This window comes from Microbacterium altimontanum (assembly GCF_058349865.2).
Window position 1 is genome coordinate 412,425 of sequence record NZ_JBYRJB020000001.1, and the last position, 20,143, is coordinate 432,567.

16 protein-coding genes are annotated in these 20,143 nt (G+C 70.7%); 5 read left to right on the top strand and 11 right to left on the bottom strand.

Annotation, left to right across the window (positions count from 1 at the left end):
- Window positions 1-71 precede the first annotated feature (71 nt).
- On the top strand, window positions 72-1,535 hold the full coding sequence (locus AC3RX1_RS01755; RefSeq protein ID WP_491499507.1) for an NCS2 family permease: 1,464 nt from the start codon (window positions 72-74) through the stop codon (window positions 1,533-1,535).
- Here AC3RX1_RS01755 and AC3RX1_RS01760 read toward each other — a convergent pair.
- Window positions 1,493-2,914 carry a hypothetical protein gene (locus AC3RX1_RS01760; RefSeq protein WP_491499508.1) on the bottom strand — a complete coding sequence of 474 codons (1,422 nt, stop codon included), beginning with the start codon at window positions 2,912-2,914 and terminating at the stop codon, window positions 1,493-1,495. The genes AC3RX1_RS01755 and AC3RX1_RS01760 overlap by 43 nt on opposite strands.
- 76 nt (window positions 2,915-2,990) lie before the next feature.
- Here AC3RX1_RS01760 and AC3RX1_RS01765 point away from each other — a divergent pair, with 76 nt between their 5' ends.
- Window positions 2,991-3,386 (top strand): VOC family protein, encoded by a 396-nt coding sequence (locus AC3RX1_RS01765; RefSeq protein ID WP_491499509.1) that lies wholly within the window; start codon window positions 2,991-2,993, stop codon window positions 3,384-3,386.
- Between the two features lie 18 nt (window positions 3,387-3,404).
- On the opposite strand, the gene AC3RX1_RS01770 is transcribed toward AC3RX1_RS01765, so the two are convergent.
- The 4 genes from AC3RX1_RS01770 to AC3RX1_RS01785 all read right to left on the bottom strand — a co-directional run bounded on the left by AC3RX1_RS01770 (window position 3,405) and on the right by AC3RX1_RS01785 (window position 7,769).
- Window positions 3,405-3,845, bottom strand: coding sequence for a nitroreductase family deazaflavin-dependent oxidoreductase (locus tag AC3RX1_RS01770; protein WP_491499510.1), 441 nt, complete (start codon window positions 3,843-3,845; stop codon window positions 3,405-3,407).
- Window positions 3,846-3,994: 149 nt separating this feature from the next.
- Window positions 3,995-4,897 carry a succinate--CoA ligase subunit alpha gene (sucD, locus tag AC3RX1_RS01775; protein WP_491499511.1) on the bottom strand — a complete coding sequence of 301 codons (903 nt, stop codon included), beginning with the start codon at window positions 4,895-4,897 and terminating at the stop codon, window positions 3,995-3,997.
- A 28-nt stretch (window positions 4,898-4,925) separates the two neighbouring features.
- Window positions 4,926-6,089 carry an ADP-forming succinate--CoA ligase subunit beta gene (gene sucC, locus AC3RX1_RS01780; protein WP_491499512.1) on the bottom strand — a complete coding sequence of 388 codons (1,164 nt, stop codon included), beginning with the start codon at window positions 6,087-6,089 and terminating at the stop codon, window positions 4,926-4,928.
- Between the two features lie 117 nt (window positions 6,090-6,206).
- On the bottom strand, window positions 6,207-7,769 hold the full coding sequence (locus tag AC3RX1_RS01785) for an FAD-dependent oxidoreductase (protein ID WP_491499513.1): 1,563 nt from the start codon (window positions 7,767-7,769) through the stop codon (window positions 6,207-6,209).
- Window positions 7,770-7,874: 105 nt separating this feature from the next.
- Between AC3RX1_RS01785 and AC3RX1_RS01790 the strand changes: the two genes are divergently transcribed.
- Together AC3RX1_RS01790 and AC3RX1_RS01795 are read left to right on the top strand one after the other, a co-directional pair.
- Entirely contained in the window at window positions 7,875-8,549 is a 675-nt protein-coding gene (locus AC3RX1_RS01790; RefSeq protein ID WP_491499514.1) for a TetR/AcrR family transcriptional regulator, read from the top strand.
- Between the two features lie 213 nt (window positions 8,550-8,762).
- Window positions 8,763-9,806 (top strand): ATP-dependent DNA ligase, encoded by a 1,044-nt coding sequence (locus AC3RX1_RS01795; protein ID WP_491499515.1) that lies wholly within the window; start codon window positions 8,763-8,765, stop codon window positions 9,804-9,806.
- On the opposite strand, the gene AC3RX1_RS01800 is transcribed toward AC3RX1_RS01795, so the two are convergent.
- The 5 genes from AC3RX1_RS01800 to AC3RX1_RS01820 are packed head-to-tail and all read right to left on the bottom strand — an operon-like array spanning window position 9,758 to window position 16,377.
- Complete coding sequence (locus AC3RX1_RS01800; protein WP_491499516.1) at window positions 9,758-10,300, bottom strand: nitroreductase family deazaflavin-dependent oxidoreductase; 543 nt, start codon at window positions 10,298-10,300, stop codon at window positions 9,758-9,760. The two genes, AC3RX1_RS01795 and AC3RX1_RS01800, sit on opposite strands and share 49 nt — an antisense overlap.
- Window positions 10,297-11,328, bottom strand: a complete 1,032-nt coding sequence (gene ligD, locus AC3RX1_RS01805) for a non-homologous end-joining DNA ligase (RefSeq protein ID WP_491499517.1) — start codon at window positions 11,326-11,328, stop codon at window positions 10,297-10,299. Before ligD ends, AC3RX1_RS01800 begins: the two co-directional genes overlap by 4 nt.
- A 41-nt stretch (window positions 11,329-11,369) precedes the next feature.
- Window positions 11,370-12,887, bottom strand: a complete 1,518-nt coding sequence (locus AC3RX1_RS01810) for an SseB family protein (RefSeq protein WP_491499518.1) — start codon at window positions 12,885-12,887, stop codon at window positions 11,370-11,372.
- Between the two features lie 28 nt (window positions 12,888-12,915).
- The gene (locus AC3RX1_RS01815) at window positions 12,916-15,351 is read right to left on the bottom strand and encodes an ATP-dependent helicase (protein ID WP_491499519.1); all 2,436 of its coding nucleotides are present in this window, start codon (window positions 15,349-15,351) and stop codon (window positions 12,916-12,918) included.
- A gap of 45 nt (window positions 15,352-15,396) precedes the next feature.
- Window positions 15,397-16,377, bottom strand: coding sequence for a hypothetical protein (locus AC3RX1_RS01820; protein ID WP_491499520.1), 981 nt, complete (start codon window positions 16,375-16,377; stop codon window positions 15,397-15,399).
- Between the two features lie 101 nt (window positions 16,378-16,478).
- On the opposite strand from AC3RX1_RS01820, the gene AC3RX1_RS01825 reads away from it, so the two are divergent.
- The gene (locus tag AC3RX1_RS01825) at window positions 16,479-16,910 is read left to right on the top strand and encodes a DUF8738 domain-containing protein (protein ID WP_491499521.1); all 432 of its coding nucleotides are present in this window, start codon (window positions 16,479-16,481) and stop codon (window positions 16,908-16,910) included.
- Between the two features lie 147 nt (window positions 16,911-17,057).
- Here the strand turns inward: AC3RX1_RS01825 and AC3RX1_RS01830 are convergent, their stop codons facing one another.
- Window positions 17,058-20,111, bottom strand: a complete 3,054-nt coding sequence (locus AC3RX1_RS01830; protein WP_491499522.1) for a S8 family peptidase — start codon at window positions 20,109-20,111, stop codon at window positions 17,058-17,060.
- Between the last annotated feature and the right edge of the window lie 32 nt (window positions 20,112-20,143).

The following is a 20,143-nucleotide window of genomic DNA, read 5'->3' on the forward strand; positions in this document are numbered from 1 at the left end:
GCGCGCATTCCTGGACGGATGCTGTCGATGGCCACCGGTGACGCTAAGTTTCTCTCGGAGGTCCCCCGACAATGAGCACTGCCCCTGCACCCGACACGACAGCCGCGAACACGAGCGAGCCGAAGAACGGCTTCGACCGGTTCTTCGAGATCACCAAGCGCGGATCCACCCTCGGCACGGAGATCCGCGGCGGCATCGTCACGTTCGTGACGATGGCCTACATCGTCATCCTCAACCCGATCATCCTGGGCGGGACGAAGGATGTCGCGGGGCATGTGCTGCAGAACCAGCAGCTCGCGGCCGTCACGGCGCTGACCGCCGGCGTCATGACGATCCTGTTCGGCCTCATCGCGCGGCTGCCGTTCGCGTTCGCGGCGGGCCTCGGCATCAACTCGTTCCTCGCCGTGAGCGTCGTCGGCCAGCTCACCTGGCCCGAGGCGATGGGGCTCGTGGTCATCAACGGTCTCATCATCGTGCTCCTGTCGGCCACCGGCCTGCGGCGCATGATCATGAACGCCGTGCCCATGGAGCTGAAGATCGCGATCACGGTCGGCATCGGCATGTTCATCGCGTTCATCGGTCTCGTCGACGCCGGCTTCGTCACCGCCACCGGTCTGCCCTCTCCCCCGGTCGGGCTGGGCGTGGGCGGCTCGATCGCCACGATCCCGGTGCTGCTGTTCGTCCTCACGCTGCTGCTGGCGGGCATCCTCATGGCCCGCAAGGTCAAGGCCGCCCTCCTCATCGCGCTCGTGTCGGGCACCGTCGTCGCGATGATCATCGAGGCGATCTGGCACATCGGCCCGCGCAGCGACGACAACCCAGGCGGCTGGGGCATGTCGGTGCCGGCGTTGCCGTCGCAGTGGTTCAGCATCCCCGACCTCGGCCTGGTCGGCCAGGTCGACCTCGTGAGCAGCTGGGGCCGCATCGGCGTCATCGCGTGCGTCATGCTGGTCTTCACGCTCGTCTTCACGAACTTCTTCGACGCGATGGGCACCATGACCGGGCTCGCCGAGGAGGCGAACCTCGCCGACAAGCGCGGGGACTTCCCGCGGCTGAAGTCGGCGCTGATCATCGAAGGTGTCGGCGCCGTGGTCGGTGGTGGGACGTCGGGCTCCTCGAACACCGTGTTCGTCGAGTCGGCGTCGGGCATCGGCGAAGGGGCGCGCACCGGCGTCGCGAACCTCGTGACGGGTGTGCTGTTCCTGCTCGCCATGTTCATCACCCCGCTGACGTCCATCGTGCCTACCGAGGTCGCCGCATCCGCTCTCGTCATCGTCGGCGCGCTGATGATGTCGCAGATCCGCCGCATCGACTTCACCGACCTGTCGGTGCTGATCCCGGTGTTCGTCACGATCGCCGTCATGCCGTTCACCTACTCGATCGCGAACGGGATCGGCGCGGGCTTCATCGCCTGGGTCGTCATCCGCTCGCTGTCGGGCAAGGCACGCGAGATCAGCCCGCTCCTGTGGATCGTCGCCGCCGGCTTCGTGATCTACTTCGCGCGCGGGCCGCTGGAAGCCGTCATCGGCGGCTGACTCCGCACGCCGTCAGGTGCGCCTGCCGGGTCCGCGGCGGTCGGCGCCTCTTCGACGGTGACCGGCTCCGGGCGCCGCAGCAGCTCGACGAGCAGCACCACGACGATCAGGCACACGACCGCGACGATGACGGATGCCGCCGTCACGGGGCGGGTGAAGAAGACCGCGAGCGCCGCGATGACCGCGGCGGCGACGAGGATGGTCGTGCGCCAGCGCTCGACGCCGTGTCCGAAGCGGCCCGTTCCCATGCCGTGCGCGTCGGCGAACGCGCGGGCGTGGCCGAACGCCGCGTCGGCGGCGCCCCGGGTGACGGTGGCGCTGTGCGACCGGCCCGCGAACCAGGAGCCGACGGCGACGATCACCGACAGCAGGATGAGGGCCGCCGTCGTCGAGAACATGAGCTGCGTCAGCTGGTGGAACATCACGTTCGCGGTCGCCGCGGGCATGATCGACGGGCTCACCGTCCCGACGAAGAAGATCCGGCCGATGCCCAGCCCCGCCGCGAGAAGCAGCAGCGCCACGGCGCAGCCGAGCGCGGTCCACGCCAGCGCGCGCAGCCGGTTGCGGGCGAGTGCCACACCGACCACGAGGAGCCCGAGCAGCGCCCACGGCAGCCAGTAGCCCACGGCGATCGCGAGCTGGTAGAGGGTGCGCACCAGCATGAGCGAGTCGGAGGTCGTGATCGGGACGACCTTGCTGATCTGCGGGATGAGATCGGCGATCCCCGCGCCCTGGTCCTGAAGGCGCTGCTTGACCTGGTCGATCACGACGCCGACGTCGATCGAGAGCGTGCCGTCGTCGGCGAGCTGCAGCGCGGTGCCGGGCTGTCCCTGGATGATCGCGATGGCGCGGGAGTGGGTCTGCCGCAGCGCACGTTCCCAGATGTCGGCGAAGGCGGGTGAGGCGACGACGCGATCCACCGCCGACGAGATGAGCGAGTGCACTCCTTCGACCGCCGGCCCTGTCAGCAGCCCGATCGCGGACTTCGCCCGGTCGGGCAGGTCGAGCTGTGCGAGCCCGTTGAAGAGGATGTCGACGGTGCCGTCGATGTCGAGGTTCTCGTCGATCGCCGTGACGGCCTGGTCGGCGACGAACCGCTGCACGTCGGGGTTCTCGGCGAGCGGGGCGAACGTCGCGACGAACCTGTCTGTGTCGACGAGCTCGAGCCGCGCCCAGGTGCCGAGCACCGCGATGGGGATGAGGATCGCCGCCAGCACGAGCGCGACCGCGGAGACGATGCTGCGCCCCCGCCCGCCGCGGCGTGGCCGGGCCTCCTCGAGGGGCGCGTCGGCCGAGGCATCCGCCGACAGCGCGCGGTTCTGCTCCTCGAGCTCGGCGACGCGGGTGCGCAGCGCCGCGAGCTCGGCGTCCTCGTCCATGGCGTCATCGTGGCATGGCGGCCGTCGCGCGCGGCCGGGCATCGTCCGCGTCGGGTGAGCGCGCTACCATCGCGGAATGGCAGGACTGACGCCGTATCTGCACTTCCCCGGCACCGCGCGCGAGGCGCTGACGTTCTACCAGGAGGTGTTCGGCGGCGACGTCGGCGTGAACACGTTCGCGGAGTTCGGCCGGGACGACGGACCCGCCGACGCGGTGGCGCACGGCGGGCTCACCGGGCCGGTCACGCTGTTCGCCGCGGACGCCGTGGACGGCCAGGCGACCCTCCGGCTCGAAGGGGTGATGTTCTCCCTTCTCGGCACCGCTGAGCCGGCCGTGCTCGAGCACTGGTTCGCGGCGCTGTCGGAGGGCGGCACTGTCATCGATCCGCTGCAGCTGCGGCCGTGGGGCGATCACGACGGACAGGTCACCGACCGGTTCGGCGTGACGTGGCTGATCGGCTACGAGGGCTGATCGGCTGCGTGGGCTGACTCAGCCCTCGACCGGCTCGAGGACGAACACGGCGATGAGCCGGTCGGTCTTCTCCTGGTACGAGTCGTAGGCGGGCCACGCCGCGACGGCGCGCTCCCACCATTCGTCGCGTTCCGCCCCGGATGCCTCGTGCGCGGTGTAGTCGCGCTTCGTGTCGCCGTCCTGCAGCTCCACACGGGGGTGCTTGCGCATGTTCGACGCCCACTTCGGCTCTGCCGGTGCTCCGCCCTTCGAGGCGACCACGGCGTAGCGTCCGTCGTGCTCGACGCGCATCAGCGCGGTCTTGCGCAGGGCTCCCGTCTTCGCGCCGAGGGTCGTCAGCACGATGATGGGCTTTCCCTGGAGCGTGTTCGCCTCGGCGCCGGCGCTCGCCTCGAACGTCTCGGCCTGCTTCCGCGCCCACTCTGAGGTGCTCGGTGCGTAGTCTCCTGTCAGCGGCATGCCCCCAGGCTAACCGCCGGACCGCTCACCTGTCGCACATCGACCTTCCGAGGCGGCATCGAGGTCGATTTGCGACAGGCGAACAGTCCCGCGGAACGCGAAAGGGGGACGGATGCCGCGGCATCCGTCCCCCTGTGCACCTCGCGCGGTTACAGCGCGGTGATGATCTCGCGCATCAGCGCAGCGGTCTCGCTCGGCGTCTTGCCGACCTTGACGCCGGCGGCCTCGAGGGCCTCCTTCTTCGCCTGCGCCGTGCCGGCCGAGCCGGAGACGATCGCGCCGGCGTGGCCCATCGTCTTGCCCTCGGGGGCGGTGAACCCGGCGACGTAGCCGACGACCGGCTTCGTGACGTTGGCCTTGATGTAGTCGGCCGCGCGCTCCTCGGCGTCGCCGCCGATCTCGCCGATCATGACGATCGCCTTGGTCTCGGGGTCGGCCTCGAACGCGGCGAGCGCGTCGATGTGGGTCGTGCCGATGACCGGGTCGCCGCCGATGCCGATCGCGGTCGAGAACCCGAGGTCGCGCAGCTCGAACATCATCTGGTAGGTCAGGGTGCCCGACTTCGACACCAGGCCGATCGGGCCCTTGCCGGTGATGTTCGCCGGCGTGATGCCGACGAGCGCCTCGCCCGGCGTGATGACGCCGGGGCAGTTCGGCCCGATGATGCGCGTCTTGTTGCCCTTGCTCTGCGCATACGCCCACGCCTCGGCGGTGTCGCCGACGGGTACGCCCTCGGTGATCACCACGAGCAGCGGGATCTCGGTGTCGATGGCCTCGATCATCGCGTCCTTGGTGAACGCGGGCGGCACGAACGCGATCGACACGTCGGCCCCCGTCTTCTCGATGGCCTCGGCGACCGAGCCGAAGACCGGCAGCTCGACGGCGTTGCCGTCGGCGTCGACGTGCGAGACGGTCGTGCCGGCCTTGCGCGCGTTCACGCCGCCGACGACGTTCGTTCCGGCCTTCAGCATGAGCGCGGTGTGCTTGGTGCCCTCGCCGCCGGTGATGCCCTGGACGATGACCTTGGAGTCCTTGTTGAGGTAGATCGACATTCTCTTGTCCTTGTCTCGTCGGTGCGGCTCAGGCGTTCGCCAGCTCGGCGGCCTTGTCGGCGCCCTCGTCCATGCCTGCGGCCAGGGTCACGAGCGGGTGGTTGGCGCTCGCGAGGATCTCGCGGCCCTCCTCCACCTGGTTGCCGTCCAGGCGCACGACGAGCGGCTTGTTCGCCTCGTCGCCGAGGATCTCGAGCGCCTTCACGATGCCCTCGGCCACCGCGACGCACGAGGTGATGCCGCCGAAGACGTTGACGAACACGCTCTTGACCTGCGGGTCGCCGAGGATCACGTCGAGGCCGGCGGCCATGACCGTCGCCGAGGCGCCGCCGCCGATGTCGAGGAAGTTCGCCGGCTTCACGCCGCCGTGCTTCTCGCCCGCGTACGCGACCACGTCGAGCGTCGACATGACCAGGCCCGCGCCGTTGCCGATGATGCCGACCTGACCGTCGAGCTTGACGTAGTTGAGGTCGTGCTGCTTGGCCTTGGCCTCGAGCGGGTCGGCGGCCGACTTGTCCTCGAGCTCCTCGTGGTTCGGGTGGCGGAACGCGGCGTTGTCGTCGAGCGACACCTTTCCGTCGAGGGCGATGATGTCGCCCTCCTCGGTCTGGACGAGCGGGTTCACTTCGACGAGGGTCGCATCCTCACCGGTGTAGACGTTGTAGAGCTTGACGAAGACGTCGGCCACCTTGGGGGCGAGCTCGTCGTCGAAGTTCGCGGCCTTCGCGATCTCGAGGGCCTTCGCCTCGTCGATGCCCGTCAGCGGGTCGACCTCGACGCGCGCGAGCGCCTCCGGCTTCTCGACGGCGAGCTGCTCGATCTCCATGCCGCCCTCGACCGAGCACAGCGACAGGTACGAGCGGTTCGCGCGGTCGAGCAGCACGGAGAAGTAGAACTCCTTGGCGATGCGGGCGCCGCCGGCGACCATGACCCGCTTGACGACGTGACCCTTGATGTCCAGGCCGAGAATGGCCTTCGCCGCCTCGTACGCCTCGTCGGGCGTCTTCGCGACCTTGACGCCGCCGGCCTTGCCGCGGCCGCCGGTCTTGACCTGCGCCTTGACGACGACCACGCCGCCGAGCTTCTCGGCTGCGGCCTTCACTTCCTCGGGGGTGTCGGCGATGATGCCGGGAAGCACCGGCACCTCGTACTGTTCGAACAGGTCTCGTGCCTGGTACTCGTAGAGATCCACGTGCAATCCTTCGCTGGGACGAATGTGGGGTGATGAGGCGAAAAACGTCTCGACGTCGAGATAAATCGACCGATCCCCCAGCCTACTACCGGAGTCTGGGAGGCCTTTTCCCGGGTGTCACTCTGTGGAAGGGATGCCGCTGCGTGCCCCGTCCCGGGCCTCGCGCGGAGACCGCGGCAGCACCGCGAGATCCTCCGTCGCCGGCCCTTCGATGCGGCATCCGGTCGCCGTGAACCGGGAAGCGTGCAGCGGGCAGTCCCAGGTGCATTCGGCGTCGTTCCACCGCAGCACGCCGCCGAGGTGCGGGCACACGGCACTCACCGCCCGGGTCGTGCCGTCGACCGTGGAGACGCCGATCGGGTGACCGGCACGGCTCGTCAGCATGCCCTCGCCCTCGGCCGGGCGCGGAATCGGCGCCGGATCGCGCAGCGCGTCGGCCCACCCGCGCGTCGCCTCCCATCCGACGCGGAGGTTCTCGACGCCGCCGCGGCCGATGTCGGCGGGCACCGTCAACCGGGTGGAGATGACCCGCATCCACTCCGGACGGTCGGGTCGCGGAACGCCGGCGATCTCGGCGGTGAGGCGCAGAGCGGCGGCGGGGGCGTTCGAGAGCCCCCACTTGGCGTAGCCGGTCGCGAAGCGGATGCGTCCGAGGCTGCGCGGCATGACCCCGACGAACGGGATGAGGTCGTGCGACTGATAGTCCTGCGCCGACCACGACGTCACCGGCTCGGCCGACGGGAAGTGGCGCTGCGTCCACGCGATGAGGTCCTCGACCCGCTCGCGCTCCGACGCCGCACGTCCGACGGGATGGCCGTTCCCGCCGACGATGAGCTGCGCCGCGTCGGGCCCGTCCGACGGCGCGACCGGGCGGATCGACCGGGCGGGTCCGTCCACGGAGAGGAACATGCCCTCCGGCACAGCGGCCGACGGGTCGACGGTGAACGCGACGCAGTACGACCGCAGCCCGTGCGTCTTGGCGAAGTAGAGACCGCGGTCGACGATCGGCGTGCCGGTGGCGAGGACGACGTGCTCGGCCGACACCGTGCCGGCGTCCGTCTGGAGGATGCCGCGCGGCACGGTGCGGACGCCGGTGACGCGCGTGTGCGTGTGCAGCGACCCGCCCGCGGAGAGGAACTCGCGTGCGAGAGCGGACGTCACGGCGACGGGATCGATCGCGATCTGATCGTCGAGCGCGATCGCGGCGGCGACGGGGAACGCCGTCTCGTCGGGCACCGCCCTCCGCACGAGCAGTCCGGCCTCGAGGGCGGCGTCCTGCTCGGCTGCGACGGTCGGCTCGCTGTCCGGCGTCTGCGCGTACGAGAACGCCGTGCGGTGGGTGTAGCTGACGCTGGCTTCGTCGGCGAACGCGGCGAGCCACCGCATCCCGTCGCGGTTCGCATCCACGTACGCGCGCACGAGCGACGCGGGATGGTGGCGGCGCAACGTGGAGAGCACGGAGCCCTGCAGGAGGGAGAGCTTGCCGGTGTTGCCGCCGCTGGTGAGCTGGGCGACCTCCCCGGCCTCGATCACCGCCACGTCCATGCCGCGTCGGGCGAGCATGACCGCCGTCGCGAGTCCGGTGAGACCGGCGCCGACGATGGCGACGTCGTGGTGCGATCCGTCTTCGAGCGGGGTTCCCGGCGGCGGTGCCGCATCCGTCTTCCACAGTGGGCGCATGACCCCACCCCACCCCGGCGACGGCGGTGCGGCAACGCTCTTGACACGAGAGCGGATCGCGACGGCGAGGGGGCGCCGGACCGCGACGCGACTACGCTCGGGAGGATGAGCACGACTTCGCCCGCCCCGCACACGGCGGTGATGGCGGCGGCCCTCGACCTGTTCAGCCGGCAGGGGTTCGAGGCGACGTCGGTGGAGCAGATCGCGCAGGCCGCCGGTGTCTCTCGGTCGACGTTCTTCCGGCAGTTCGGCGGCAAGGACGACGTCGTCTTCGCGGATCACGAGCTGCTCCTGGAGATGCTGCGGGAGTATCTCGCGCAGCCGCACGAGAACCCGTGGCGGGCGGTGCGGGATGCGTCGATCACGGTGTTCCGTCATTTCGCGGCGGATCCCGACCTGGCACGACGCCGGTATGCGGTCGTCCGTCAGGTGCCGGCGCTGCGCGAGCGCGAGATCGTCACGGTGTTCCGGTACGAGCGGCTGTTCGACGAGTACCTGCGCCGGGCCCTCCCCGGGCTCGACCCGGTGGACGCCGTGGGCTTCGCGGCCGTCGTCACGGCGATCCACAACCACGTGCTGCGGCGCCTCATCCGCGGATCGAAGCGTGTGCCCGTCTCGGTGCTGCAGACCGCCCTCGACGACGCGATGCGCCGGTTCGGCGTTCTCGACGAGGCCACGTCCTCGGCGGAGGACGACGTGGTCGTGGCGGTGTTCCCGCGCCGGATGCCGGCGGCCGAGGTCGCCCGCCGCCTGCAGCGCGACCTCCCCGGCGCCTCCTGACCCGCGCGTCGCCGCGCCCGTCCCCGCGAGTTGCCCCTCCGTTCCCCGAGTTGCCCCCCGGTTCGCCGAGTTGCCCCTCCGTTCCCCGAGTTGCCCCACGGTTCCGCCGAGTTGCCCCTTCGTTCGCCGAGTTGCCCCCCCCCCCCCCGGTCCGCGTCGCCGCGCCGCCGCGACCCCTCGCGGCGCGCCGTCCGGCCGGGCAGGATGAGACGCATGACGCACGACATCCCCGCGCCGATGCTGGCGAAGTCCGTTCCCACGATCCCGGCCCCCGACAGCGTGGACGGCGGCATGAGCTACGAGCCGAAGTGGGACGGCTTCCGCGGCCTCGTGTCGTGGGACGGCGAGTCGGTCGAGATCGGCAGCCGCGGCGCGAAACCACTCACCCGGTACTTCCCCGAGCTCGTCGAGGCGTTCGCGCGGCTGCTGCCCGAGCCGTGCCTCCTCGACGGTGAGATCGCCGTGCCGACCGGACCGGCCGGGTCGCGCCGCCTCGACTGGGACGCGCTGACGCAGCGCATCCATCCCGCCGCGTCACGGGTGAACAAGCTCGCCGCGGAGACTCCCGCCATGTTCATCGCGTACGACCTGCTGCGTCGCGGTGACCGAGATCTGCAGCCCGAGCCGTTCGAGGTGCGGCGCGCCGAGCTCGAGAAGCTCGTCGGCGACCTGCCCGATCCGATCCACCTCACCCGCACCACGCGCGACGCCGACGTCGCCCGCCGATGGCTCGACGAGTTCGAGGGAGCCGGCCTCGACGGCGTGGTCGCCAAACCGCTCGCGCTCCCCTACTCACCGGGCAAGCGCACGATGTTCAAGATCAAGCACGCCCGCACGGCCGACGTCGTTGCGATCGGCTACCGCGTCCATACCTCCGGAAACGGCGTCGGCTCGCTGCTCCTCGGCCTCTACGACGGCAGCGGCGCCCTGCGGAATGTCGGCGCGGTCTCGGCATTCACGAATGCGCGCCGGCTCGAACTCGTCGACGAGCTCGAGCCACTGGTCGAACGGGATGCGTCGGGCGACGCCGTGACCGGAGAGACCGACAAGTCCCGCTTCAGCGGCGGCAAGGACGTGCGGTTCGTGCGTCTGCGGCCCGAGCGGGTGCTCGAGGTGCGGTACGACCAGCTCGAGGGCGACCGGTTCCGGCACACCGTGCAGTTCGAGCGCTGGCGTCTCGACCGTGAAGCACGGTCGTGCACGTTCGATCAGCTCGACACGGTCTCGGCGTTCGACGTCGACCGGGTGCTCGTCTGAGGCGCAGTTGCGACGGCGTCGCCCGCCGCCGCTGACCGGGGCGGGGTGAACTCCACGAGCGGGATGACGGCGTCGCCGCCGGCATCCGCGTCCATCGCGCCCTTCAGCCGCTTCCACGCGACGGGATGCTCGGCTGCGTAGCGGGTGAGCTCGCGCTTCGACTCCTCGGCGTCGAGCAGCCGCACCTGGGCGGGAACGCGGCGCGCACGCCCGGTGCTGAGGAAGGCCACGCCGTTCGCCTTGAGGTTGCGGTACCACTGGGCGCTCTTGCCGAAGCCCGACGCGACGACGATGCGGTTGCGGGTGCGTTCGGCAACCTCGACGACGACGTACCGCGGCTCATGGGAGACCCGACCGAGATGCTCGATCATCACGAGCCGTCGCCCGAACAGCCATCCCCAGCCCGCGCGGTACACCGCGATGGGCGCGCGGACGAGCCACTGCGTCCGCAGCAGGCGCGCGACGGCGCGGTCGACGACTCCAGCGGCGCTCATCCCTCGTCCTCGCTCTTCTTGGCACGGCTCGGCTGCACGCGCGGCGGCTCACCGGGCATCTTCGGGAACTCCGGCGGGAACGGCAGCTCGCCCAGCCCGTCGGCGACGTCGCGCTCCCACCACTCGAGCAGCGTGTCGATGCGGCCGGGGTTCGTGCCGAACTCGGCCCACGGGTCGCCGCGGTCGGCGAGCCGCTGCGGGATCGACCGCACCGTGAACGCCGCAGGGTCGACCGAGGCGAGCTCGTCCCACGTCACCGGAGTCGAGACCGTCGCCGCCGGCAGCGCACGCGGGCTGTAGGCGCCCGCCATCGTCCGGTCGCGGTTCGCCTGGTTGAAGTCGACGAAGATCCGCTTGCCGCGTTCTTCCTTCCACCAGTCGACCGTCACCTTGTCGGGCATGCGTCGCGTGAGCTCGCGGGCGGCCGCGATGACGGCGTGCCGCACATCCAGAAACTCGTGGGCCGGCTCGATCGGGCAGAACACGTGCAGGCCGCGGTTGCCGCTCGTCTTGATCCACGACTCGAGCCCCGCCTCGGCGAGCACATCGTGCAGCGCGGGCGCCACGGCGACGGCGTCGGCGAAGTCCGTGCCCGGCTGCGGGTCGAGGTCGATGCGCAGCTCCACCGGATTGTCGGTGTCGGACGACAGCGACGCCCACGGGTGGAAAACGACGGTGTTCATCTGCGCGGCCCACACCGCGGTCGCGATCTCGGTGATGACGAGCTGCGGATGCCGCCGCCCGCTGTTGTACGTGACGGTGACGGCCTCGACGTACTCGGGCGCACCCTTCGGCGGATTCTTCGAGAAGAAGCTCTCACCCTCGATGCCGTCGGGGTAGCGCTGCAGCGACACCGGGCGGTCGCCGTTGGCGGCGAGGAACGGCTCGGCGACGGCGACGAAGTACTCGGCGAGCTCGCGCTTCGTGATGCCCGCCTCGGGCCAGATCACCCGGCTCGGGTTCGACAGCCCCACCTCGCGGTCGCCGTGCGGTCCGGAAACGTGCAGGGTGATCCGCTCGGAGGCCATGCGGCCACGCTATCGCGGCCCGCCGACACGCGTAAGGCGGGTCAGCCCTCGCGGGTCGCGTCGCCGTTCGCCTGGTCGCCGTCGGCACCGGATGCGTCGGCCGAGGCCTCCTCCGAAACCGCTGCGTCACCGGAGGCGTCGCCCGAGACGGATGCGTCGCCCGCACCCTCCTCAGAGGCGGCGTCGTTCGCACCCTCGCCCGAGACGGATGCGTCAGCCGACGCATCCTGCACCGCGGTCTCCGAGGCGTCTCCGCCGTCGGACGGAACATCGTTCTCGGCGGCGCCTTCGGTACCCGCGCCCTCCTTGGAGCTAGACGCGTCGTCGGCCGCAACATCGTCCGCCGCCGCCACATCGGCACCGCCGGTCGAGGCATCCCCCTCGTCGGCGCCGTCGTCCTCGTCGGCGATCTGCTCGGCCGGCTCCGGTTCGGGCAGCGCGAGCACGGGCCCGAGGTCGTCGCGCTCCAGGCGGATCCAGGGGCCGGCCGGGTCGACGACCACGCCGGCGATGTCCTCGTCGGAGCGCAGGGCCGATCCGAGCTGCGCGGGGCTGAACGGCACTGGCTGGTCGCCGCGGCCGAGCGCGATGACCTCGAGCGGGTGCGAGAACACCGGGAGGATGCGTTCTCCGCTCTCGCTGCGCGATTCCGCGACTCCCCAGGCCTCGTCGTCCGATGTGCGGTTCACCGCGATCCACAGCGGAGCCGTGGTCAGCGCTTCGGCGACGGCGGCGGCGGTCTCGGCCGTGCGCGGACCGGAGACGAGCCGCTTGAGGGTGTGGTGCTGGTCCATCTCGGCGGTCATCCGCTCGATGAGCGCGCGCGGCAGCACGACGGCCGCGGGGGCGGAGGCGTGATCGACGATCGCGCCGGCGAATCCGCCCTGCAGGACGTACTGCAGCACGGCGGGGCCGGCCTGGCCCATCGCCGACGTCTCGGTGTCTCCGTCGGCGTTCACCGCGGCGGCGAGGGCGGCGCCGGAGCTGTAGATCATGACGAACTGGCCCTCGTCGCGGGTCGCGATCGCCAGGGGCAGCTCGGCGCCGCTGCTGACCAGCTCCTGCGCGTTTCCCTTGATGCGCAGGTAGACGTTGCCCTGCAGCAGCTGGCGGGCGACGCCGAGGATCTCGTGGCCCTCGGGTTCCGCACTGAGGGCGGCGAGCGACGCCTGCAGCACGACGTTGTCGGGAAGGCCGGGGATCGACTGCGTGGGCTCCGGCGCCTCACCCGTGGGAGCGGCCTGCGGCTCGGTCGGGGCGTCGGCGCCGAACCCGCCGTACGAGGTCGTGCTGATGCCCACCGCGGGCACGTTCTCCTCGGCGTCCTCCGTCGACGGCGCGTGCGACGCCGCGTCGCTGGCCTCGCCTTCCGCGGCAGTGCTCGCCTCAGCAGCGCCAGCGGTGCCGGCGTCAGCGTCGGCGGTGCCGGCGTCAGCGGTGCCAGCGCCCGCCGTGCCGGCGTCCGCCGCGTCGGTCGCGGCCGTATCGGACTCCGGCTGCGGCGTCGCCGCGTCGTCGCGGGAGTCGTTCGCCTTCGGTCCACGGGAGAAAAGTGCCATTACGCCACCCTAACCCGGCATGGAAGTTTCACAGTTTCTCGATGGGCGCGATCTTGATGAGAAGCTTCTTCGCGCCCGCCTTCTCGAACCGCACGTGGGCGACACGCTTCGCGCCCTCGCCGGTCACGAGATCGACGATGCCGTCTCCGAAGTCCTCATGACGGATGCGGTCGCCCGCGCCCAGCACCATGTCGCCGTTGTCGCGGACCTTCGCCGGGATGCGGTTCGGGAACCTCTCCATCGACGTCGACTTCGGCTTCAGCGCCGGCGGGTCGTCGTTCCGGCGCGGTCCGAAGCCGCCGCCCGGGCGACGGGCGTTGAGCGCCCTCGATTGCATGCCGCCGCGGGAATTCACGTCTCCCGGCGACTGGCGCCAGTCGATCAGATCCGCCGGAACCTCCTGCAGGAAGCGGCTCGGCATCGCGACCGACACCTCGCCGAACTGCGCCCGGGTCATCGCGAGCGTGAGGTACAGCCGCTTGCGCGCGCGGGTCACACCGACGTAGAACAGCCGGCGCTCCTCGGCGGGTCCGCCCGGCTCGCCGGCGGAGATCCGGTGCGGGATGAGGTCCTCTTCGACGCCGGTGATGAAGACCGCTTCGTACTCGAGCCCCTTGGCCGTGTGCAGCGTCATGAGCGACACGGTGCCGGATTCCGAGTCGAGCGCATCCGCGTCCGACACGAGGGCGACCTCGGTGAGGAAGTCGAGGAGCGTGCCCTCGAGGTTGTTGCGCGCGAACTCCCGCGCCACCGCGACGAGCTCGTCGAGGTTCTCGAGGCGGGCCTCGTCCTGCGGGTCGCGGCTCATCCGCAGCGCGTCGCGATAGCCGCTCTGCTCGAGCAGCAGGGCGAGCCCGTCGCCCACGGCGGACGGCGGAGCGACCTCGCCGGAGGACGGCAGCATGAGCTCGGATGCCTCGGCCAGCACCGCGTCGAGTCGTGCGATCGCTGTCTGGATCTTCGGCCCCACGCCGAGCGCCGAGGCGTTCGCCAGCGCATCCCGGAACGTGATCCCCTCGCTCGCGGCGTAGCGGGCGATCGTCTCGACGGTCACATCGCCGATGCCGCGCTTGGGCTTGTTGATGATGCGCCGCAGCGCCATCTCGTCGGCGGGGTTCGCGACGGCGGTGAGGTACGCCAGGGCGTCCTTGATCTCGGCGCGCTCGTAGAAGCGCGTGCCGCCCATGATCTTGTACGGCACGGCCGCGCGGATGAAGATCTCCTCCAGCGCACGGGACTGGGAGTTCGTCCGGTAGAAGACCGCCATCTCGGAGTAGGCGACGCCCGCACGGCGGAGCGCGTCGATCTCGTCGGCCACGAACTGCGCCTCGTCGTGCTGCGAGTACCCGGTGAAGCCGACGATCTTCTCACCCTCGCCGACGTCGGTCCAGAGCCGCTTGTCCTTGCGGTCGAAGTTGTGGCTGATCACCGCATTCGCGGCGCTGAGGATGTTCTGCGTCGACCGGTAGTTCTGCTCCAGAAGCACGACCTTCGCCCCCGGGAAGTCGCGTTCGAACTCGGAGATGTTGCGGATGTCGGCCCCGCGGAAGGCGTAGATCGACTGGTCGGAGTCGCCGACAACGGTGAGCGACGCCCCCTCCAGCTCCGGCGCATGCTCCGGCTCGAAGATCATCATGCCGCCCGCGGAATACGGTTCGGCGGCCTTGCCCACGACGGGCCGCGTCAGCTCGTGGATGAGGGCGTACTGGGCGTGGTTGGTGTCCTGGTACTCGTCGACGAGGATGTGCCGGAACCGACGCCGGTACACGTCGGCGACGTGCGGGAATGCCCGGAACAGGTACACCGTCTGCGCGATGAGGTCATCGAAGTCGAACGCGTTGGCCTTCTGCAGCGCCCGCTGGTAGTCGCCGAAGACCTCCACGAACTTGCGCTCGGCGGGGTCGGCCATGTTCGCCTGGCGCGCGTACGACTCCGCGTCGGCGAGCTCGTTCTTCAGCTTGGAGATGCGGCCCTGCACCGCGGCGGGCGTCATGCCGAACGCATCCGCTTCGTGCTCCTTCACGAGCCGCTTGATCAGCGCGCGCGAGTCGCCGGAGTCGTAGATCGTGAACGACTTCGTGAACCCGAACTGCTCCGCCTCGCGCCGCAGGATGCGCACGCACGCCGAGTGGAACGTCGAGATCCACATGCCCTGTGCGTGCTGGCCGACGAGCTGCCCCACCCGCTCGCGCATCTCCCCCGCGGCCTTGTTGGTGAACGTGATGGCGAGGATCTGGCTCGGCCACGCCTCGCGGCCGCGCAGCAGCGAGGCGATGCGGTGGGTGAGCACGCGGGTCTTGCCGGAGCCCGCGCCGGCGACGATCAGCAGGGCCGAGCCGCGATACACCACCGCCTCGCGCTGCTGCGGATTCAGGCCTTCCAGGAGGTCTTCGTCAGGGCGTGCACCGGGCCGCTGCGGCCCGGCGTCGGCGCCGACGATGAGGGGCGAGGGTGCGTCGGTCATGTCCCTTCGAGTCTAAGCGGGATGTCCGACGCCGAGCCGTGAGCGTCAGGAGCGGGCTGCCGTGCGGCGGGCCGGTTCCCAGCGCACCGCGAGGGCGACTCCCGCGATGAGCAGCACAAGCCCCGCCGCGGCCGCCCACCACACGATGCTGTCGCTGATCGGCGTCCGCATCGACACGGCGAGGATCTGCGCGAGCCCCCACGGCAGCAGCGCTGTGCGCTCGTCCCAGACGGCGAGCGCGTTCTCCACTCCGACGGCGCCGACGATGGCCGCGGGGACGGCGAGCGCGGCACCCATCGCGCAGAGCACCGCTCCCACGGCGCGCCGCACGCCGAGCTGCGCGAACAGCGACCAGCCGCCCGCCACGAAGACCCAGAGGAACAGCGCGAACGCGACGGTGATGTAGACGGCGCGCAGGTCGGGCAGCTCCCAGAACGCGTACCAGTAGCCGCCGGGGCCGTCGAACGACAGCGCGATGAGCGTGACGATGCAGCGCAGCATGACGACGCCGCCGACAGCCGCGATCACGGGCCACGGCGAGCGCCCGCGCACGACGATGCGGAGGGCGAGGGCGAACACCGTCCACGCGCCGATCACGACGATGAGCCTGATCCAGCCCATGAACGACGTCTGCACCGCACGGGTGGCCACGAGCAGGGCGACCGGCACGGCGAACAGCAGCCACCGGTCGAGCGACAGCATCCCGAGCGTCGACTCGCGGGCGCGCCAGGGCCGGGTCGCGGCGAGCCACGAGGCGCGTGCGGCGGCGGCACCGGGGCGACGGACGAGGCTCGTGCGTGCCGCGACGGCTCCGATCGTGAGCCAGGCGACACCGAGGACGAGCAGGATGCGCGCGAACCACGCCATGAGCGGGTCGTTGTCGGCCGCGACACCGGGGGCCCGCGCCAGGGTCGGCGCCTGCGCGCCGATGGCATCCTCCACCAGCGCCGCGGCACCGGCACCGAGGGCGAGGAGGAGAACGGCGATGGCGACGGCGAGGATGCCTCGCCTGCCCGCCGTCGTCATGGATCGATAGTACCCGTGGGCCGCGGGCGCTCCGGCCCACGCTTCGCCCCTGACGGCGGCCGCGGAACGGCCTATTCTGGGGCCAAGGCGAAGGAGTGACGATGACCGCACGAATCGCAGCCGCGGCGGTGGCACTCCTCGCGCTCGCCCTCACCGGCTGCGCGGGAGGTTCGATGACAGCGCCCTCGGATTCCGCATCCGTCAGCCGTCCGCCGTTCACGAGCATGTCCCCCACACCGCAGACCCCGTCGGGCACTCCGGCGGCGGTGCCGCCGGCCCGGTGGGACGCGATCGTGGCCGACCTCGCCGACCGCGGAGTCGCCGGTACGCCGACCCTCGTCTCGGCCGAGGCGATGACCTGGCCGAACGGCGCGCTCGGGTGCCCGCAGCCGGGCGCGACGTACACGCAGGCGATCGTGCACGGCATGCGCGTCGTGGTGACCGTCGACGGCACGACGTACGACTACCGGTTCGGCACGACCGACACTCCGCTGCTGTGCCCGGGGCCGTCGACCCCGACCACGTCGCCCTGACGCATCCGGGCACCGCGTTTCACGCTGCCTGACGCATCCCGCACACCGCAACCCCGACGCATCCCGAACGCGCGGAAGGGCGGCCCGCCGAAGCGGACCGCCCTTCGTGCTGTGGGCGGGGCGACGAACCGCCGCCCCGCCGTGCGCTCAGCGCACCGAGACGAGCAGAGCCTCGTCGCTGCCGGCGCGGTTGTCGGGAACCACGATCATGGTGCCGAGCGGCTTCTGCTTGGCGACCTGAGGCGCGTCGACCGTGACGTCGAACGACACCGACCTGCCGTGCGCCGGAACGACGCCGAACTGTCCGTTCGAGATCGCCGGAGCGGTCGGGTCGTACGCGGCCCACGACGAGAACTCGTCGCTGATCGCGGAGTCGACGACCGACGCCGCCTGCACCGTGTAGGCGAACGACCCCGTGATCCCGAGCACGCTCGCGTCGATCGGCAGCAGGATCGTGCTGCTGTCGGTGGGCGCCTGCGCGAGGTAGTACGGGCCGACGGTCTTGCCGGAGGCGACGTCGTACACGAACACCGCCGAGCGTCCGTCGACCGATCCCGCGGTCACCAGGCCGTTGTCGGCGGCGAACACGATCTTGTCGGCGTTGCCGTCCTTGTTCGCGTCGATGACCACGTCGTACTCGTTGTTCGCCGCGTTCGACCACCGCTTGTAGGTGTTCACGGCGAACACGAACAGCTTGCCCTCAGCCGTGTCGAACGACTGCACGCCGGCGGCCCGCAGATCGACGCCGCTGTCCTCCGTGCCCTTCGGGAGGTCGGACTTGTCCGACAGGCCCCAGGTGTAGAAGTCGGCGGATGCGTCGAGCGCACCGAACCGGTTCTGCAGCGTGATCTTCTCGGTGCCACCCTTCTGCGTGACCTGCTTCGAGAACTTCGAGCCGTGCGTCACTCCGACCTTCGCGTCGGCGCGCGGCACGAGCAGGTACGGCACGTGCAGCGTCGACGACTTGGCGGTGAAGACGACGTCGCCGGCGAACTGGTAGAACGAGAACTCGCTCTTCAGCGACGAGCCGACGTCGCTCGCGCGGGCGGCCAGCGTGACGACGACCTTCGCCGACTTGCCGGGGCGCACCGTCACGGTGGAGGGCCAGACGGAGACCTTCGCCTTGCTCGACGAGGCCGACGCGACCGTCGACGCCTTGTACGTCACGGTGGACGTGCCGTGGTTCGTCAGCGTGATCGTGCGCGCCTTCGCGAAGCCGAGCGACGAGCTGTCGAAGCCGAAGCTGATCGTCGGCTGCGACTCGCGGCCGCTCGTGGTGCGGAACGTGTCGCCGGCGGCCGTCACCGTGGCCGAGACCGCGGCGGCAGCGTCGACGAGACCGACGCCTCCGACGGTGTTGTCCTGGCCGACGACCTTCGACGGGTCGGCGGTCGTCGTCAGCACCGAGGCGACGTCGTCGCTCGACCATGTCGGGTGCGCCTGCACGGCCAGCACTGCGACGCCCGCGACGTGCGGGCTCGCCATCGAGGTGCCCGACATCACGGTCGAGCCGCTGCCGGTGCCGACCGCGACCGAACGGATGCTGACGCCCGGCGCTGCGACATCCGGAGCCACCGCGCTGTCACCCGAGCGGGGACCGCCCGAGGTGAAGTCGGCGTAGTGCCGGAAGGCGGGGTTGGCGATCGTACTGCCGCTGATGGAGGCCGTCTGCCCCTCGGCCGCGAGCAGTGCCGGGCCGTCGGACTTCTTGACACCGAGGAACGGGATGGTGAGGTCGAACGCCTCGCCCGTGTCGGGGTTCTCTGTCACCTTGCCTTCGAAGGGCGGGTAGGTGTCGTCGCTGTTGACCATGACGGCACCGGCCGCGCCGGCCTGCTGTGCGTAGATCGCCTTGGCGACGCGCGCACAGGTGCCGCGCTGCGAGACCGCGAGCTGGTTGGCGCCCGCCTTCACCCCGTTCGACGTGTAGGCGGCGACCGAGCAGCCGAGCGCCTCGTTCTCGTTCGTGTTCGGGTCGTCCTTGAGGTTGACGACGGTCATCGTCTTCGTCTGCGACAGGTCGGCGTCATTCGCGTTGATGGCGTCGATCGTGCCGCCCGGCAGGGCGATCTTCGCGCCGGGGAAGGATGCGGTGCTGTCGACGGCCGAGACCGAGACCACTCCGCCACCGACGCTCGGCGAGCCGACGATGTAGGGGTTGTGGCCCTCGTTTCCGGCGGAGGCGACGACGACGACGCCCGCACCGACGGCGTTCGCAGCGGCGACGGCGTCCGGGTCGGTGGAGCGGCCGTAGTCGGAGCCGAGTGACATGTTGATGACGTCCATGCCGTGGTCGACCGCCCAGTCGATGGCCGGGACGACGACGTTGGTGCTGCCGCCGCAGCCGAACACGCGCACCGAGTAGATGTCGGCCTGCGGGGCGACGCCGGGGCCGACGGCGAAGTCGTTCGACTCCGTGGTGTCGTCGTACGGGCCGGTGTAGGTCGATCCGTCGGCGCGCACGCCGCTGCCGGCGGCGGTGCCGGCGACGTGGCTGCCGTGGCCCTGGCAGTCGAGCGGGTTCGGGTCGGGCTTGGGGACCGACTTGGGGTCGTTGGCGTCGTAGGCGTCGCCGACGAGGTCGGTGCCGCCCTTCACGCGCGGGGCGTTCGGGCCGAACCAGGCCGGGTTGGCCGGCTGGGTCTCGGTGGCGTGCGCCTCCTTGTAGGCGGCAGCGGTGCCGGGGCCGCCGAAGTCGGCGTGGGTGTAGTCGATGCCGGTGTCGATGACGGCGATCTTGATGTTCTTGCCGGTGTAGCCGGTGTTCTGCCACACGTCGGGGATGCCGAGGAACGGCACCGAGACGGTGTTGTCGATCGTGTGGGTGGCGGTGGCGTGCACGGCTTCGACGCCGGGCAGCTTCTCGAGCGCATCGATCTGGTTGGAGGGGATCGTCAGCTGGATGCCGTTGTAGGCCGACTGCATCTGCGCCTCGATCTTGCCGCCCTTGGAGCGGATGGTGCCGGTCACGGCATCCTGCTCCTTCTTGAGCTTGCTCTTGATCGACGCCCGCTCGCTCTTGGTGAGGTCGCGGCCCTTGTCTGCCTGCACGACGGCGACGGGGTCGCCGGTCATCTGCACGATGACGCTCACGCGGCGCGCCGGGTCGGCGCCGACCGGCGTGAAGTCGCTCGTCGTCTTCGACGCCGACGTCTGCGTGAATCGTGCTCCGGGATCGGAATCAGGTGATGTTGCGGCCATCGCGGCTGTTGCCGGGATCGTCAGCGCCAAAG

Excerpts from the sequence above, each read along its gene's own strand:
- AC3RX1_RS01755 (WP_491499507.1), top strand. The coding sequence starts at position 72 with ATGAGCACTGCCCCTGCACCCGACACGACAGCCGCGAACACGAGCGAG.
- AC3RX1_RS01760 (WP_491499508.1), bottom strand. The coding sequence starts at position 2,914 with ATGGACGAGGACGCCGAGCTCGCGGCGCTGCGCACCCGCGTCGCCGAG.
- AC3RX1_RS01765 (WP_491499509.1), top strand. The coding sequence starts at position 2,991 with ATGGCAGGACTGACGCCGTATCTGCACTTCCCCGGCACCGCGCGCGAG.
- AC3RX1_RS01770 (WP_491499510.1), bottom strand. The coding sequence starts at position 3,845 with ATGCCGCTGACAGGAGACTACGCACCGAGCACCTCAGAGTGGGCGCGG.
- sucD (WP_491499511.1), bottom strand. The coding sequence starts at position 4,897 with ATGTCGATCTACCTCAACAAGGACTCCAAGGTCATCGTCCAGGGCATC.
- AC3RX1_RS01785 (WP_491499513.1), bottom strand. The coding sequence starts at position 7,769 with ATGCGCCCACTGTGGAAGACGGATGCGGCACCGCCGCCGGGAACCCCG.
- AC3RX1_RS01790 (WP_491499514.1), top strand. The coding sequence starts at position 7,875 with ATGAGCACGACTTCGCCCGCCCCGCACACGGCGGTGATGGCGGCGGCC.
- AC3RX1_RS01795 (WP_491499515.1), top strand. The coding sequence starts at position 8,763 with ATGACGCACGACATCCCCGCGCCGATGCTGGCGAAGTCCGTTCCCACG.
- AC3RX1_RS01800 (WP_491499516.1), bottom strand. The coding sequence starts at position 10,300 with ATGAGCGCCGCTGGAGTCGTCGACCGCGCCGTCGCGCGCCTGCTGCGG.
- ligD (WP_491499517.1), bottom strand. The coding sequence starts at position 11,328 with ATGGCCTCCGAGCGGATCACCCTGCACGTTTCCGGACCGCACGGCGAC.
- AC3RX1_RS01810 (WP_491499518.1), bottom strand. The coding sequence starts at position 12,887 with ATGGCACTTTTCTCCCGTGGACCGAAGGCGAACGACTCCCGCGACGAC.
- AC3RX1_RS01815 (WP_491499519.1), bottom strand. The coding sequence starts at position 15,351 with ATGACCGACGCACCCTCGCCCCTCATCGTCGGCGCCGACGCCGGGCCG.
- AC3RX1_RS01820 (WP_491499520.1), bottom strand. The coding sequence starts at position 16,377 with ATGACGACGGCGGGCAGGCGAGGCATCCTCGCCGTCGCCATCGCCGTT.
- AC3RX1_RS01825 (WP_491499521.1), top strand. The coding sequence starts at position 16,479 with ATGACCGCACGAATCGCAGCCGCGGCGGTGGCACTCCTCGCGCTCGCC.
- AC3RX1_RS01830 (WP_491499522.1), bottom strand. The coding sequence starts at position 20,111 with ATGGCCGCAACATCACCTGATTCCGATCCCGGAGCACGATTCACGCAG.